This window comes from Pseudomonas sp. LBUM1678 (genome assembly GCF_059695575.1).
Genome location: NZ_CP166775.1, coordinates 6,624,896 through 6,638,744, shown reverse-complemented (window position 1 = coordinate 6,638,744; position 13,849 = coordinate 6,624,896). Strand labels below are relative to the sequence as shown.

The following is a 13,849-nucleotide window of genomic DNA, read 5'->3' as shown; positions in this document are numbered from 1 at the left end:
TTGGGTGCGCAGCGCCCACAAAATCTTTGGGCCGCTTCGCAGCCCAGCGGGACGGTGCGACGATTCGACAAGCTCCCTCGCCACAGGGTTCTTTATCGGATCAATGGCTGCCGGAATGCCCAAAGCCGCCGGCGCCGCGCTCGGTTTCAACGAACTCTTCGACCATTTCGAAGTGCGCTTGAACCACCGGCACCAGGACCAGCTGCGCCAGACGCTCACCGACCACCATGTTGAAATCAGTTTGGCCACGGTTCCAGCACGAAACCATCAGCGGACCCTGGTAATCGGAGTCGATCAAACCGACCAGATTGCCCAGCACGATGCCGTGTTTATGGCCCAGGCCGGAGCGCGGCAGGATCAGCGCCGCCAGGCCTGGATCGCCAATGTAGACGGACAGGCCGGTAGGGATCAGCACGGTTTCACCCGGCTTGATCACGGTGTCTTTTTCCAGCATGGCGCGCAGGTCGAGGCCGGCGGAGCCTGGCGTGGCGTACTGCGGCAGCGGGAAGTCGGTACCGATGCGGGGGTCGAGGATCTTGGCTTGCAAAGCGTGCATGTAAATTAAACCTGGTTCAGACGTTCGGCGATAAAAGTGATCAGCTGGCGAGCGATTTTGCTCTTGCTGGTCTGGGCGAAAAGTGTGGCGTGTAGCTGGCGGTCGATCACGCTGCAGGCGTTTTCTTCGCTGTTGAAGCCAATGCTCGGGTTCGCAACGTCGTTGGCGACGATCAAATCGAGGTTCTTGTCTTTCAACTTGCGCGCAGCGTAATCGAGCAGGTGTTCGGTTTCAGCGGCGAAACCGACACTGAACGGACGGTCGGGGCGCGTGGCGATGGTGGCCAGGATGTCCGGGTTACGCACCATCTGTAGCAACAAGCCGTCGCCGTTCGTGGGATCTTTCTTGAGTTTCTGTGGGGCGACGACTTCCGGGCGGTAATCCGCAACCGCTGCCGAGGCGATAAACAGGTCGCAGGGAATCGCGGCTTCGCAGGCCGCGAGCATGTCGCGGGCGCTGACCACGTCGATGCGGGTAACGCGATCTGGCGTTGGCAGATGCACCGGGCCGGTGATCAGCGTCACGCGGGCGCCGGCTTCTACCGCCGCTTCGGCCAGGGCAAAACCCATTTTCCCGGAGCTGTGGTTGGTGATGTAGCGCACCGGGTCGATGTTTTCCTGGGTCGGGCCAGCGGTGATCAGCACGTGTTTGCCGGTCAGCGCCTGGCGCTCGAAGCAGTCCGCCGCGCATTGGGCGAGTTCGACGGCTTCGAGCATGCGGCCCAGGCCGACGTCCCCGCAGGCCTGGCTGCCGGAGGCAGGGCCGAAGGCTTTGATGTCGCGGTTTGCGAGGGTTTGCAGGTTGGCCTGGGTCGCCGGGTCGCGCCACATGGCCTGGTTCATCGCCGGGGCAACGGCGACCACCGCGTCGGTGGCCAGCACCAGCGTGGTCAGCAGGTCGTCGGCAATGCCTTGGGCCAGACGGGCGATCAGGTCCGCAGTCGCCGGGGCGATCAGCACCATGTCAGCCCACTTGGCGAGCTCGATGTGGCCCATGGCAGCTTCAGCCGCCGGGTCCAGCAGGTCCAGATGAACCGGGTGGCCGGACAAGGCTTGCATGGTCAGCGGTGTGATGAACTCGCTGCCGCCACGGGTCATGACCACGCGCACTTCAGCGCCTTGGTCGATCAGGCGGCGAACCAGGTCGGCGCTCTTGTAGGCAGCAATACCGCCGCCGACGCCCAGAACGATGCGTTTCCGATACAGCCGCTGCATAGGTCTGCCTTTCATTTCGTTGATGACTGCGTGGCGATACCCCCTCCCCAGGAGTGAAATCGCTCGCAAAAAAGATGGGCTACGATATCACAGCGACCGCTATGGAACAGCGGCGCCCAAACACACATGGAGGTGCTATGAGCATTCGCGATTGGCCGGCGGCGGAGCGGCCGCGGGAGAAGTTATTGGAGCAGGGCTCGGCGAGTCTTTCGGATGCCGAGTTACTGGCCATCTTTCTACGAACCGGGGTATCCGGCAAAAGCGCGGTGGATCTGGCGCGACACCTGTTGCAGCAATTTGGCAGCCTGCGCACGTTGCTTGAGGCCGACCTCCGGACCTTCAGCGGTGAACTCGGGCTTGGGCCGGCAAAGTTTGCGCAGTTGCAGGCGGTGCTGGAAATGGCCCGGCGGCATCTGGCAGAACGGTTACGGCGTGATTCGGTGATGGAGAGCCCGCTGGCGGTGCGCGACTATCTCAAGTCGATGCTGCGTCACGAGCCGCACGAGGTATTCGGCTGCCTGTTTCTGGATTCCAAGCACCGGGTGCTGGCGTTTGAAGTGCTGTTTCGCGGCTCCATCGACAACACCAGCGTGTATCCGCGGCAGGTGGTCAAGCGCGCATTGGCCCACAACGCCGCCGCATTGATCCTCTGCCATAACCACCCGTCGGGCAATCCCGATCCCAGTCAGGCGGATCGAATGCTGACCAAGCGCCTGCAAGAGGCACTGGACCTGGTTGATGTGCGGGTGCTCGACCATTTCATCGTCGGCGACGGCGATCCGCTGTCGATGGCTGAGTATGGGTGGATGTGAGCGGGGCATTCGGAGCCAAGTGAGTCCCTGTGGGAGCGAGCCTGCTCGCGATAGCGTCCTTTCAGCCACTGAATAGGGTGACTGATACGACGTCATCGCGAGCAGGCTCGCTCCCACAGGTTTTGTGGTGACGCTGATCACTTGAGGTTGACCTTCGAGTAATCCTGGCGGCCGAACGGGCTGACCGAATAACCCTCGACGTCTTTACGCGTCAGCGCGAAAGCAGTCGGATGAGCCAGCGGCAGCCACAGCGCCTGCTGCTGGATCTGCGCCTGGGCCTGCTCGTAAAGCTTGGTGCGCACCCCTTGCTCGCCGGTGGTCTTGCCGGCGCTGATCAGCTTGTCCAGTTCCTGGTTGCAGTAACGGGCGAAGTTGGTGCCGGATTTGACCGCGGCGCAGGAAAACTGCGGGGTGAGGAAGTTGTCCGGGTCGCCGTTGTCGCCGGCCCAGCCCATGAACAGCAGGTCGTGCTCACCGGCCTTGGCGCGACGAATCAGTTCGCCCCATTCGATCACCCGGATTTCAGCCTGGATGCCGATTTCCGCGAGGTCGGATTGTAGCATTTGCGCACTGAGGCTTGGGTTCGGGTTAAGCAGACTGCCGGAAGGTCGGGTCCAGATAGTGGTCTGGAAACCGTCCTTGAGCCCGGCCTTGGCCATTAAGGCCTTGGCCTTCTCGACGTCATGCGGGTAGCCCGGCAAGCCTTTGGCGTAGCTCCAGGTGTTCGGCGGGTACGGGCCGTTGGCGGGCTCGGCGGTGTCTTCGAACACGGCTTTAACGTAGTTGGCCTTGTCGAACGCGAGGTTGATCGCCTGGCGCACTTCAGGCTTGTCCAGCGGTGGGTGCTGGCTGTTGATGCCGACGAACGCGGTCATGAAGGCGTCAGTCTTTTCGACTTTCAGGGTCGGCTCTTTCAGCGCGGCCTGTACGTCCAGCGGTTTGGGCGACAGGGCGATCTGGCACTCGTTACGGCGCAGTTTCTGCAATCGCACGTTGGCATCCGGGGTGATGGCGAAGATCAGCGGGTCCACCGATGGCTTGCCACGGAAATAGTCCGGGTTGGCTTTGTAGCGAATCGAGGCATCTTTCTGGAAGCGCGTGAAGACGAATGGGCCGCTGCCGATCGGCTGGCTGTTGAGCTTCTCGGGCGTGCCGGCCTTCAGCAGTTTGTCGGCGTATTCGGCGGAATAGATCGAGGCGAAGCCCATGCTCAGCGTCGCGAGGAAGGTCGAGTCCGGGTGATCAAGGGTGAAACGCACGGTCAGCGGGTCCAGTGCGTCGATCTTCTTGATCAGCGCCGGCAACTGCATCGACTGGGCGTGCGGGAAGCCGCTCTGGGCGACCTTGTGCCAAGGGTTTGCCGGGTCGAGCATGCGGTCGAAGCTGAACTTCACGTCTTCGGCGGTCAGCTCGCGTGTCGGGCTGAAGTATTCGGTGCGGTGGAACTTCACCTGCGGGTGCAATTTGAAGACGTAGGTCAGACCGTCTGGCGTGACTTCCCAGCTGTCCGCGAGGCTGGCGACCACTTTGCCGCTGGCGGTATCGAAGTCCACCAGGCGGTTCATCAGCACGTCGGCCGAGGCATTGGTGGTGGTCAGCGAGTTGTATTGCACCACGTCGAACCCTTCGGGACTTGCTTCGGTGCAGACGCTCAGCGCGGCAGCATGGGCTAATGGGCTCAGCAGAAGAGGGGCGAGCAGCAGCGGTAGGGCAGCGAGGCGCATGGTCGGATTCCTTTACAGATCGAAGGCCCATCTGCAAGTGCAGTCTGGAAAAGGCTTACCCTAGTGGGCTCTTTTGCAAATGACTATCCCCTTTTTCATTTTAAGGGGACTATGTGCGCTTGTTTTCGGTGATGCGGGCCGAGGAAACCCCGGAATCGGTCGGTTGGCCGATTCTCTGCGACGAGCGGTCTCTATCCATGACAGCCTTTATCCAAGGCGCTCGCAGCCCGAAAAACGGTGTTTTTATAAAGTCCGTGCACACGGAATGTTGTTGCTCTTCAGTCTTTCTGGTATAAAGCAGCGCTCTTTTCTAGGGGCCCGGTTCCTTCACTGTAGGTGTAGCCGGTAAGACCTCTAAAGAAACGCGGCGCCTGGCGCCAAATGACTGAGAGATTAAGCGGCCAACCCATGCCGGGTTGGGCATGTGGTTTTAGAGGGCTGAGGCATGTCGAGAGTATGTCAAGTTACCGGTAAGGGTCCGGTGACTGGGAATAACATTTCCCACGCAAACAACAAAACCCGTCGTCGTTTCCTGCCGAACCTGCAGCATCACCGCTTCTGGGTTGAAGAAGAGAAACGTTTCGTGCGTCTGCGCGTATCTGCCAAAGGCATGCGTATCATCGACAAGCGCGGCATCACTGTCGTGCTGGCCGAAATCCGCAAAGCCGGCAAGATCTAAGGGAGCTAATCATGCGTGAATTGATTCGTTTGATTTCGAGCGCCGGTACTGGTCACTTCTACACTACCGACAAGAACAAGCGTACTACTCCGGACAAAATCGAGATCAAGAAATTTGATCCGGTTGTTCGCAAGCACGTGATCTACAAAGAAGGCAAAATCAAGTAATTGATTTTTCCCTCTTACGAAAAAGGCCCGTATCGCGAGATACGGGCCTTTTTTGTTGCCTGCGGATTATGCGTTGCCTGTCAGGGCCCCTTCGCGAGCAAGCCCAGACAGTAAAAATCTTCAGGCCTTCTGTTCAAACGCCACATAGATTTTGCGGCACGGTTCCAGCACCTCCCAGGTGCCGCGGAACCCGGCCGGGATCACGAAGCGATCCCCCGCGCGCAGGGTCTTGCCGTTGCCGTCGTTGTCGCGCAGCACTGAAACGCCCTGAATGATTTCGCAGTACTCATGCTCGGTGAAGTTCACATGCCATTGGCCGACTGCGCCTTCCCAAACCCCCGCATTCAACTGGCCGCAAGGGCTGTTGTAGTGGTTGTAGACCACTTGTTCGGGATCGCCCTTCAGGATTTTTGCCTGGTCCGGTTTGTAGCGCTCGGGCTCGGTAGTGGCGAGGCTGAAGTCGACGACATCCTGGATATTCATTGTTGTAATTCCCCGTGATTGCGGCGCGATGGCTGAAAAGACCCAAAGTCTATGTTTATTAAAATGAACATCGCAAGGCCGTTTGCCGGCCTTATGTCAAATATATTGAAACTTCACCTGCCGCTGGTTTAGGGTGGCGGTTGCCTTGGGCCGAAAAATCAGGCTGGCGAGGCAGAATTCCTGAGAACGCCCGCGAAGAACGCGGGGCGCTCGTATTCAATAAGAGGAGGACACTCGAATGACCACCCTGACTCGTGCCGATTGGGAACAGCGGGCTCGCGATCTGAAGATCGAAGGCCGCGCCTACATCAATGGTGAATACACCGATGCCGTCTCCGCCGAGACCTTCGAGTGCATCAGCCCAGTCGATGGCCGTCTGCTGGGCAAGATTGCCAGCTGTGACGCCGCCGACGCCCAACGTGCCGTTGAAAACGCCCGCGCTACGTTCAATTCGGGTGTCTGGTCGCGCCTGGCACCGACCAAACGCAAAGCCACCATGATTCGTTTTGCCGGCCTGCTGAAGCAGCACGCCGAAGAGCTGGCTCTGCTTGAAACCCTGGACATGGGCAAGCCTATCAGCGATTCCCTGTACATCGACGTTCCCGGTGCGGCGCAAGCCTTGAGCTGGAGCGGTGAGGCCATCGACAAGATTTACGACGAAGTCGCCGCGACCCCCCATGACCAACTGGGTCTGGTGACCCGCGAGCCAGTCGGCGTTGTCGGCGCAATCGTGCCGTGGAACTTCCCGTTGATGATGGCCTGCTGGAAACTCGGCCCGGCGCTGTCCACCGGTAACTCGGTGATCCTCAAGCCATCCGAAAAATCCCCGCTGACCGCCATCCGCATCGCTGCGTTGGCCGTCGAAGCCGGTATTCCGAAAGGCGTGCTCAACGTGCTGCCGGGCTACGGTCACACCGTCGGCAAGGCCTTGGCCCTGCACAACGACGTAGACACCTTGGTGTTCACCGGCTCGACCAAGATCGCCAAGCAACTGCTGATCTACTCCGGCGAATCGAACATGAAGCGCGTCTGGCTTGAAGCCGGCGGCAAGAGCCCGAACATCGTGTTCGCCGATGCCCCGGACCTGCAAGCTGCAGCTGAAGCGGCGGCCGGTGCCATCGCCTTCAATCAGGGCGAAGTCTGCACCGCCGGCTCGCGTCTGCTGGTCGAGCGTTCGATCAAAGACACTTTCCTGCCGCTGGTGATCGAAGCGCTGAAAACCTGGAAGCCGGGCAACCCATTGGACCCGGCGACCAACGTCGGCGCTCTGGTGGATACCCAACAGATGAACACCGTGCTGTCCTACATCGAATCCGGCCACGCTGACGGTGCCAAACTGGTGGCTGGCGGCAAGCGCACGCTTCAGGAAAGCGGTGGCACTTACGTCGAACCAACAATTTTCGACGGCGTGACCAACGCGATGAAAATCGCTCAGGAAGAAATCTTTGGCCCAGTGCTGTCGGTGATCACTTTCGACACCGCCGAAGAAGCCGTTGCGATTGCCAACGACACCCCTTACGGCCTGGCCGCTGCGGTGTGGACCAAGGACATCTCCAAGGCACACCTGACCGCCAAAGCACTGCGCGCCGGCAGCGTGTGGGTCAACCAGTACGACGGCGGCGACATGACTGCCCCGTTCGGTGGCTTCAAGCAGTCCGGCAACGGTCGCGACAAGTCTTTGCACGCGTTCGACAAGTACACCGAGCTGAAGGCGACCTGGATCAAGTTGTAAGCCAGTGAAGGGGGCCTGCCAAATCAGGCTCCCGAATACAGAAATCCCTGTGGGAGCAAGCCTTTGTGGTGAGGGGATTTATCCCCGTTCGGCTGCGAAGCAGTCGCAGAACCCATGCACGCGGTGTATCTGATACTCCGTTATTGCAGGTTTTGGGGCCGCTGCGCGACCCAACGGGGCGGTGCGACGTTTCGCTAAATCCCCTCGCCACAAGGCTCGCTCCCACATTGTTTTGTGTGGTGCCAAAAAATATCCACAGGAGCGTGGAAAATGCGTTGGGCGACGTATTTCGCCGTGTTGGCGTCTGTCTTGAGTGTCGGCCTGGCCTTGGGTGTCAGCATGCCGCTGGTGTCGTTTCGCCTGGAGAGCTGGGGCTACGGCTCGTTCGCTATCGGCGTGATGGCCGCGATGCCGGCCATTGGCGTGCTGCTGGGGGCGAAGATCTCCAGCCATCTGGCCTCGCGGCTTGGCACGGCCAATCTGATGCGCCTGTGCCTGTGGGCCGGGGCGGTGTCCATCGGCTTGCTGGCGCTGTTGCCGAGTTACCCGATCTGGCTGGTATTGCGCCTGATGATCGGGGTGATTCTGACCCTGGTCTTCATCCTCGGTGAAAGCTGGATCAATCAGCTGGTGGTCGAGCAATGGCGCGGGCGATTGGTGGCGCTGTATGGCAGCAGCTATGCGCTGAGTCAGTTGGCCGGGCCGTTGCTGCTGGGCGTTGTGGGCACCGAACACGATTACGGCTTCTGGGTCGGCGTCGGGTTGCTCACGGCGGCGCCGTTTCTGCTGCTGGGTCGTAGCGGCGCACCGACCAGCGAAGCCTGCAGCGTGACCTTCAGCGACTTGTGGGGCTTCTGCCGGGGGCTGCCGGCGATTGCCTGGGGAGTGGCGCTGTTCGCCGCGTTCGAAGCAATGATCCTGACCTTGCTGCCGGTTTATTGCCTGCGCCAGGGCTTCACCACGGAAATCGCGCTGGCGATGGTCAGCACCGTGGTGGTGGGTGATGCCTTGCTGCAACTGCCGATTGGCGCATTGGCGGATCGCTTGTCGCGACGCACGCTGTTCATCGGTTGCGCTGTGGTGCTGATGCTTTCGAGCCTGGCGATCCCGTTGCTCATCGACACGTTACTGATCTGGCCGTTGTGGGTGCTGTTTGGCGCCAGCGCCGGGGGATTGTTCACCTTGTCGCTGATCCTGATCGGCGAACGGTATCGCGACGATGCGCTGGTGCGAGCCAATGCGCATATTGCGCAGCTGTGGGGCATTGGTTGTCTGATCGGACCCTTGGCCGCCGGTGCCGGCAGCCAGTGGATCAGCGGGCATGCGTTGCCGCTGCTGATGGCGGCGGGGGCGTTCGGGTTGGTGATTCTGTTGAGGCGCCAAGGCGCGTTTGGGGCAGTGCAGCCAGCATGATTTTGTAGCAGCTGGCGAAGCCTGCGTTCGGCTGCGCAGCAGTCGTAAAATCAGACAGCTCGGTCTTTCAGATAAACCGTGCCAGTCGGGTTTACGACTGCTGCGCAGCCGAACGCAGGCTTCGCCAGCTGCTACAGGTTGCGTTATGGCGTCACAACATCCGCTCCAGGCCGACCGCTGTGCTGAACCAGGAATTGAACCGGCGCCACAAGCTGCCCGGTTCCTTGGTCAGCACGTGCATTTTGCCGTCGTCTTCGGTCTCCCAGACGATCCGGTCGTTCTCCAGTTTGACCTGATAACTCAGCGGCGGTGCCATACCCTCCATGGCCGCTTTGCGCACATGCGCGGCGAGTTCGGGGCTGTCCACCAACACACCGACTTCGGTGTTCCACAGCACCGAGCGCGGGTCGAAGTTGAACGAGCCGATGAAGGATTTCTGCCGGTCGAAGATCATCGCCTTGCTGTGCAAACTGGAATCGGAACCCCGGTAGGACTTGCTGTAGAAAATATGCGGCCCGCTGCCGCCACCTTCGCCAGGTTGGCGGCGCAATTCGTACAGCTTCACGCCATGTTCCAGCAGCGCCCGGCGATAAGGCGCGTAACCGCCGTGTACTGCCGGCACGTCCGTGGCTTCCAGCGAGTTGGTCAGCAGGCTGACGGAGACCCCGGCGTCTGCCCGGCCGGTGAGGTAAACCAGCCCCGGCTGCCCCGGTACGAAGTAGGCAGAGATCATGATCAGTTCTTTGCTGACCCCCCTGAGTTCGGGTGCCAATTGCGTGGTCAGCAGCAAGTGCGGGTCAGGCTCGCCGTCTGACAAGACTTTGCTCGGTGCATCCCACAACGCCTGGTTCCAGGCCCAGATCAGCTCCCGGCGCCAGATGTCCATGCGTGGGTGTGTGGTGTAAGTCATCAGCTGCTGATACAGCGCGTGATTCTGCTTGCGGGTCTCTTCCAGCGATTCTCCCAGACGCGTGCGAGTATTTTGCAGGTCCTTTTGCGTCGGTCTGCTCGACAGGAATTGGTCGATCGGCTTGCTCAGCGCGCTGTTCCAGTACTGGTCGAAGCTGTGGCCAAGCTGCTCGGCCACTGGTCCGACGCCGAGCATGTCGATGTCGGTGAAATTCAGGTTGGGCTCGGCATCGAAGTATTCGTCTCCAAGGTTGCGGCCGCCGACGATGGCCGCGCTGTTGTCCGCCAGCCACAGCTTGTTGTGCATGCGCCGGTGTTGCAGCGACAGGTTGAACAAGCGGCCCATGGCGCGCGTCACGCCCGTGGCGCGGCCCAGGTGCAGCGGGTTGAACAGACGAATCTGGATCTGCGGGTGCGCGGCGAGGGTCGCAATGATCCAGTCCAGGCCATCGCTGGTGGTGTCATCGAGCAGGATTCTGACCCGCACGCCGCGGTCGGCGGCCCTGAGCAACTCGTCCACCAGCATCCGCGTGCTGATGCCGTCATGCACGATGTAGTACTGCAAATCGAGGCTGTTTTGGGCGTTGCGGATCAGCTCGGCGCGGGCCATGAAGGCTTCGCTGCTGTTGGACAGCAAACGAAAACCGGACTTGCCCTCATGGGGCGCGGCCTGGGCCTGAATTGAACGGCCGAATGCCGAATCGCTGGCGGGCAGGGCCTGGCTCGGTTCGCGTTGAACGTCGAAGCTGGCGCAACCGCCCAGGAACGAGGCGAGTAACAGAAGAGCGAGCAGGGGCTGTCTGACTCTCACGTGGGATCGTTCCGATTGGCGGCAAATGTCGTCATATGGACGCTGGATTCCTGAGAAAGGTCAGTCAGTGATGTAATCCACTTCCGCCAGCAGTTTTATCGCCGCCGCGCCGACCTTGCGCACGGCCTCTTCAATCAGCGCTGTTGGCTTGGCAGCGTAGTTCATCCGCAAGCAGTTGCGGTGCTTGCCCGAGGCGGAAAAGATGCTGCCGACGGCAATCTGTACACCCTGATCGTGCAGGGCTCGATTCAGTTTCAGGGTGTCGAAGCCGTCCGGCAGTTCAACCCACAACATGAAGCTGCCTTGCGGGCGACTGGCGCGGGTGCCGGCGGGGAAGTAGCGTGTGACCCAGTCGATCATCAGGTCGCGATTGCGCTGGTACTGCGTGCGCATCCGCCGCAAATGCGGTTCGAAATGTCCGGCCTTGAGGAATTCGGCAATCGCAATCTGCGGTTGTGGCGCGGTGGAACCGGTGCTGATGTATTTCATGTGCAGCACCCGCTCCAGATACCGTCCCGGCGCGACCCAGCCGATGCGAAGACCGGGCGCGAGGGTCTTGGAAAAGGAGCTGCACAGCAGGACTCGGCCGTCTTCGTCGAAGGATTTGATCGTGCGTGGCCGCGGGTAGCTGTAGGAAAGTTCGCCATACACATCGTCTTCGATAATCGCCACGTCGAAACGCTGTGCGAGCAGCAACAACGCGCGTTTGCGCGATTCCGGCATGATGTAGCCCAGCGGGTTGTTGCAGTTAGGCGTCAACTGTATGGCCTTGATCGGCCACTGCTCCAAGGCCAGTTCGAGGGCATCGAGGCTGATCCCGGTGATCGGGTCGGTAGGGATTTCCAGGGCTTTCATGCCCAGGCCCTTGAGGGTTTGCATGGCGCCGTGAAAGCTTGGCGAGTCCACCGCCACAATATCCCCCGGATCGCAGATGGCGCGAATGCTGGTGGACAGCGCTTCGTGGCAACCGGTGGTCACCACCAGGTCGTGGGCCGTCAATTGGCAACCGGAATCAAGCATCAGGCGGGCGATCTGTTCACGCAGTTCGACGGTGCCGTAGATGTTGTCGTAATACAGGCCGGGCATGTCCTGCCGACGGCTGATCCGCGCCAGGCTGCGCAGCAGCGGTTTCATGGTCGGCGTGGTGATGTCCGGCATGCCGCGACCCAGTTGCACGACATCCTTGCGCGGGACGGCGCGGATCAATTCCAGCACCTGATCCCACTGCGAAATATCCACCGGTCGCTGGGCCGGGCGGCCAATGGCGGGCAGCTCCGGCAGTTCGCGACCCACCGGTACGAAGTAGCCGGACTTGGGTTTAGGAGTCGCCAGCCCGCTGTCTTCCAGCACGCGATAGGCCTGCTGCACCGTGCTCAGGCTGACCCCGTGCTCGACACTCAATGCCCGCACCGAGGGCAGCCGGTCACCGGGGCGATAGAAGCCCTGTTCGATACGCGTGCCGAGCAATTCGGCGAGGTTGACGTAAAGGGTCATGGCGCAGTCTCGGTGTGGGTGATTCGGTTAACCAATACAGATGGGGCGAAATTATAGGATTCAGACGCTGAATTGGAAAATCTGTATGGAGTTAATACAGATACTTTGAATCTGTAATGCTTTTCGCCGTCCGCGCATCATGAAAGCTCTGGCTACCCAAGTAAACAGGAGCAATCAAAATGAACGGCTTGAGTGATGTGCGGCTGACGATACACAGTCAGGAGCTGGCGGCAGGGCAAATCAACGGTGCACGCGAGGCGGTCATGCGCAACGCACCGTCCGGCCTGAGTCGCTGGGGCCTGTTCTGGCATCGCCTGCACACGCGCAAGGCGTTGCTGGAGCTCACGCCGCAGCAATTGAAGGATGTCGGATTGAGTCGGGAGCAAGCGCGGGAGGAGGGACTTAAACCCTTCTGGCGGATCTGAGTTTTGTGGCGGTCTTGCTGGCCTCTTCGCGGGCAAACCTCGCTCCTACAGGTTAGTGTTGATATTCCGACCGACGCATAACCTGTAGGAGCGAGGCTTGCCCGCGAAGGCGTCAATATAGGCTTTGAAAATCTTTCAGACCAACTCTTTCAGCCGATGCCACAACATCCCCAACGCCAACAGCGGCGAGCGCAGATGCTTGCCGCCGGGGAAGGTGATATGCGGCACCTTGGCAAACAAATCAAACCCGCCGCCCTGCTGCCCACTGATCGCCTCGGCCAGCAACTTGCCCGCCAAATGTGTGGCATTCACCCCATGCCCGGAATACGCCTGTGCGTAATACACATTCGGCTGATCCTTGAGTCGCCCGATCTGCGGCAGGCGGTTGGCGCCGATACCGATCATCCCGCCCCATTGATAGTCGATGTTCACCCCACCCAGTTGCGGGAACACTTCCAGCATCTTCGGCCGCATGTACGCGCCGATGTCCTTCGGATCGCGGCCTGAGTAGTGGCAGGCACCGCCAAACAGCAAGCGCCGATCCGCCGAGAGTCGGTAGTAATCCAGGGCCACCCGTTGATCGCAGACCGCCATGTTCTGCGGCAGGAGTGAGTGCGCCAGTTCTTCACTCAATGGCTCGGTGGCAATGATGTAGCTGCCGGCGGGCAGCACTTTGCCGCTGAGCTCCGGATTGAGTTCGTTGAGGTAGGCATTGCATCCCAGCACCAGCGTCTTGGCGCGAACCGAGCCTTGAGCGGTATGGACCTTTACTTCGGGGCCGTAATCGATGCGGGTCACCATCGATTGTTCGAACAGCTTCGCGCCCAACTGCTGCGCGGCGGAAGCTTCGCCCAGGGCCAGGTTAAGCGGGTGAAGATGGCCCGAACCCATGTCGATCAGGCCACCGACGTAACGGTCGGAACCCACCACCGTGTGCATTTCATTGGCTTGCAGCAGCCGGGTTTCGTAGCGGTAGCCGAGGCCGCGCAGCTCTTCGGCGTCTTCGGCAAAGCCTTCGAGGTCGCGGGGCTTGTTCGCCAGGTCGCAGTAACCCCAGGTCAGGTCACAAGGGATCTGAAAACGCTCGACGCGCTGGCGCACGATCTCTACCGCTTCCAGGCCCATGAGTTTCATCTGGCGCACGCCGTCCGCACCGATCACGCTGGTGAACTGATCGAGGCCGTGGCCGACGCCCCGAATCAATTGCCCGCCATTGCGTCCGCTGGCGCCCCAGCCAATTTTGTGTGCTTCCAGCAGCACCACACTGAATCCACGCTCGGCCAGTTCCAGCGCCGTGTTCAGCCCGGAAAATCCGCCGCCAACCACGCACACGTCCGCCACCAGTTCGCCTTGCAACACCGGATGATCGGGCTGCGGCAGGCTGCTGGCGGCGTAGTAGGAGGCGGTGTGCTGAGCACGGGCATTCATGT

The 13,849-nt window shown here is 60.7% G+C and carries 13 protein-coding genes; 6 read left to right on the top strand and 7 right to left on the bottom strand.

Annotated features, from left to right (window positions below):
* Window positions 1-100: 100 nt before the first annotated feature.
* Both dut and coaBC read right to left on the bottom strand, forming a co-directional pair.
* Window positions 101-556 carry a dUTP diphosphatase gene (dut, locus tag ACA070_RS30300; RefSeq protein WP_462029242.1) on the bottom strand — a complete coding sequence of 152 codons (456 nt, stop codon included), beginning with the start codon at window positions 554-556 and terminating at the stop codon, window positions 101-103.
* A gap of 5 nt (window positions 557-561) precedes the next feature.
* Window positions 562-1,770: a bifunctional phosphopantothenoylcysteine decarboxylase/phosphopantothenate--cysteine ligase CoaBC gene (gene coaBC, locus ACA070_RS30295; protein WP_497449461.1), complete on the bottom strand. Its 1,209-nt coding sequence runs from the start codon at window positions 1,768-1,770 to the stop codon at window positions 562-564.
* A gap of 137 nt (window positions 1,771-1,907) precedes the next feature.
* On the opposite strand from coaBC, the gene radC reads away from it, so the two are divergent.
* On the top strand, window positions 1,908-2,582 hold the full coding sequence (radC, locus tag ACA070_RS30290) for a RadC family protein (protein ID WP_497449460.1): 675 nt from the start codon (window positions 1,908-1,910) through the stop codon (window positions 2,580-2,582).
* A 137-nt stretch (window positions 2,583-2,719) separates the two neighbouring features.
* Here the strand turns inward: radC and ACA070_RS30285 are convergent, their stop codons facing one another.
* A complete protein-coding gene (locus tag ACA070_RS30285) occupies window positions 2,720-4,306 on the bottom strand; it encodes an ABC transporter substrate-binding protein (protein ID WP_497449459.1) in 1,587 nt (528 codons plus the stop codon).
* Between the two features lie 445 nt (window positions 4,307-4,751).
* Here ACA070_RS30285 and rpmB point away from each other — a divergent pair, with 445 nt between their 5' ends.
* Complete coding sequence (gene rpmB / locus ACA070_RS30280) at window positions 4,752-4,985, top strand: 50S ribosomal protein L28 (protein WP_007894701.1); 234 nt, start codon at window positions 4,752-4,754, stop codon at window positions 4,983-4,985.
* Window positions 4,986-4,996: 11 nt separating this feature from the next.
* A complete protein-coding gene (gene rpmG, locus ACA070_RS30275; protein WP_007894709.1) occupies window positions 4,997-5,152 on the top strand; it encodes a 50S ribosomal protein L33 in 156 nt (51 codons plus the stop codon).
* 120 nt (window positions 5,153-5,272) lie between these two features.
* Here the strand turns inward: rpmG and ACA070_RS30270 are convergent, their stop codons facing one another.
* The gene (locus tag ACA070_RS30270; protein WP_497449458.1) at window positions 5,273-5,635 is read right to left on the bottom strand and encodes a cupin domain-containing protein; all 363 of its coding nucleotides are present in this window, start codon (window positions 5,633-5,635) and stop codon (window positions 5,273-5,275) included.
* 238 nt (window positions 5,636-5,873) lie between these two features.
* On the opposite strand from ACA070_RS30270, the gene ACA070_RS30265 reads away from it, so the two are divergent.
* Complete coding sequence (locus ACA070_RS30265; RefSeq protein ID WP_497449457.1) at window positions 5,874-7,367, top strand: aldehyde dehydrogenase; 1,494 nt, start codon at window positions 5,874-5,876, stop codon at window positions 7,365-7,367.
* Window positions 7,368-7,637: 270 nt separating this feature from the next.
* On the top strand, window positions 7,638-8,780 hold the full coding sequence (locus tag ACA070_RS30260) for an MFS transporter (protein ID WP_497449456.1): 1,143 nt from the start codon (window positions 7,638-7,640) through the stop codon (window positions 8,778-8,780).
* A gap of 151 nt (window positions 8,781-8,931) precedes the next feature.
* Here the strand turns inward: ACA070_RS30260 and ACA070_RS30255 are convergent, their stop codons facing one another.
* Complete coding sequence (locus tag ACA070_RS30255) at window positions 8,932-10,500, bottom strand: phospholipase D family protein (protein WP_497449455.1); 1,569 nt, start codon at window positions 10,498-10,500, stop codon at window positions 8,932-8,934.
* A 60-nt stretch (window positions 10,501-10,560) separates the two neighbouring features.
* Window positions 10,561-11,994: an aminotransferase-like domain-containing protein gene (locus ACA070_RS30250; protein ID WP_497449454.1), complete on the bottom strand. Its 1,434-nt coding sequence runs from the start codon at window positions 11,992-11,994 to the stop codon at window positions 10,561-10,563.
* Window positions 11,995-12,173: 179 nt separating this feature from the next.
* Between ACA070_RS30250 and ACA070_RS30245 the strand changes: the two genes are divergently transcribed.
* Window positions 12,174-12,419 carry a DUF1127 domain-containing protein gene (locus ACA070_RS30245; RefSeq protein ID WP_497449453.1) on the top strand — a complete coding sequence of 82 codons (246 nt, stop codon included), beginning with the start codon at window positions 12,174-12,176 and terminating at the stop codon, window positions 12,417-12,419.
* A gap of 135 nt (window positions 12,420-12,554) precedes the next feature.
* Here ACA070_RS30245 and ACA070_RS30240 read toward each other — a convergent pair whose 3' ends face one another.
* Window positions 12,555-13,847 carry an NAD(P)/FAD-dependent oxidoreductase gene (locus ACA070_RS30240; RefSeq protein ID WP_497449452.1) on the bottom strand — a complete coding sequence of 431 codons (1,293 nt, stop codon included), beginning with the start codon at window positions 13,845-13,847 and terminating at the stop codon, window positions 12,555-12,557.
* Between the last annotated feature and the right edge of the window lie 2 nt (window positions 13,848-13,849).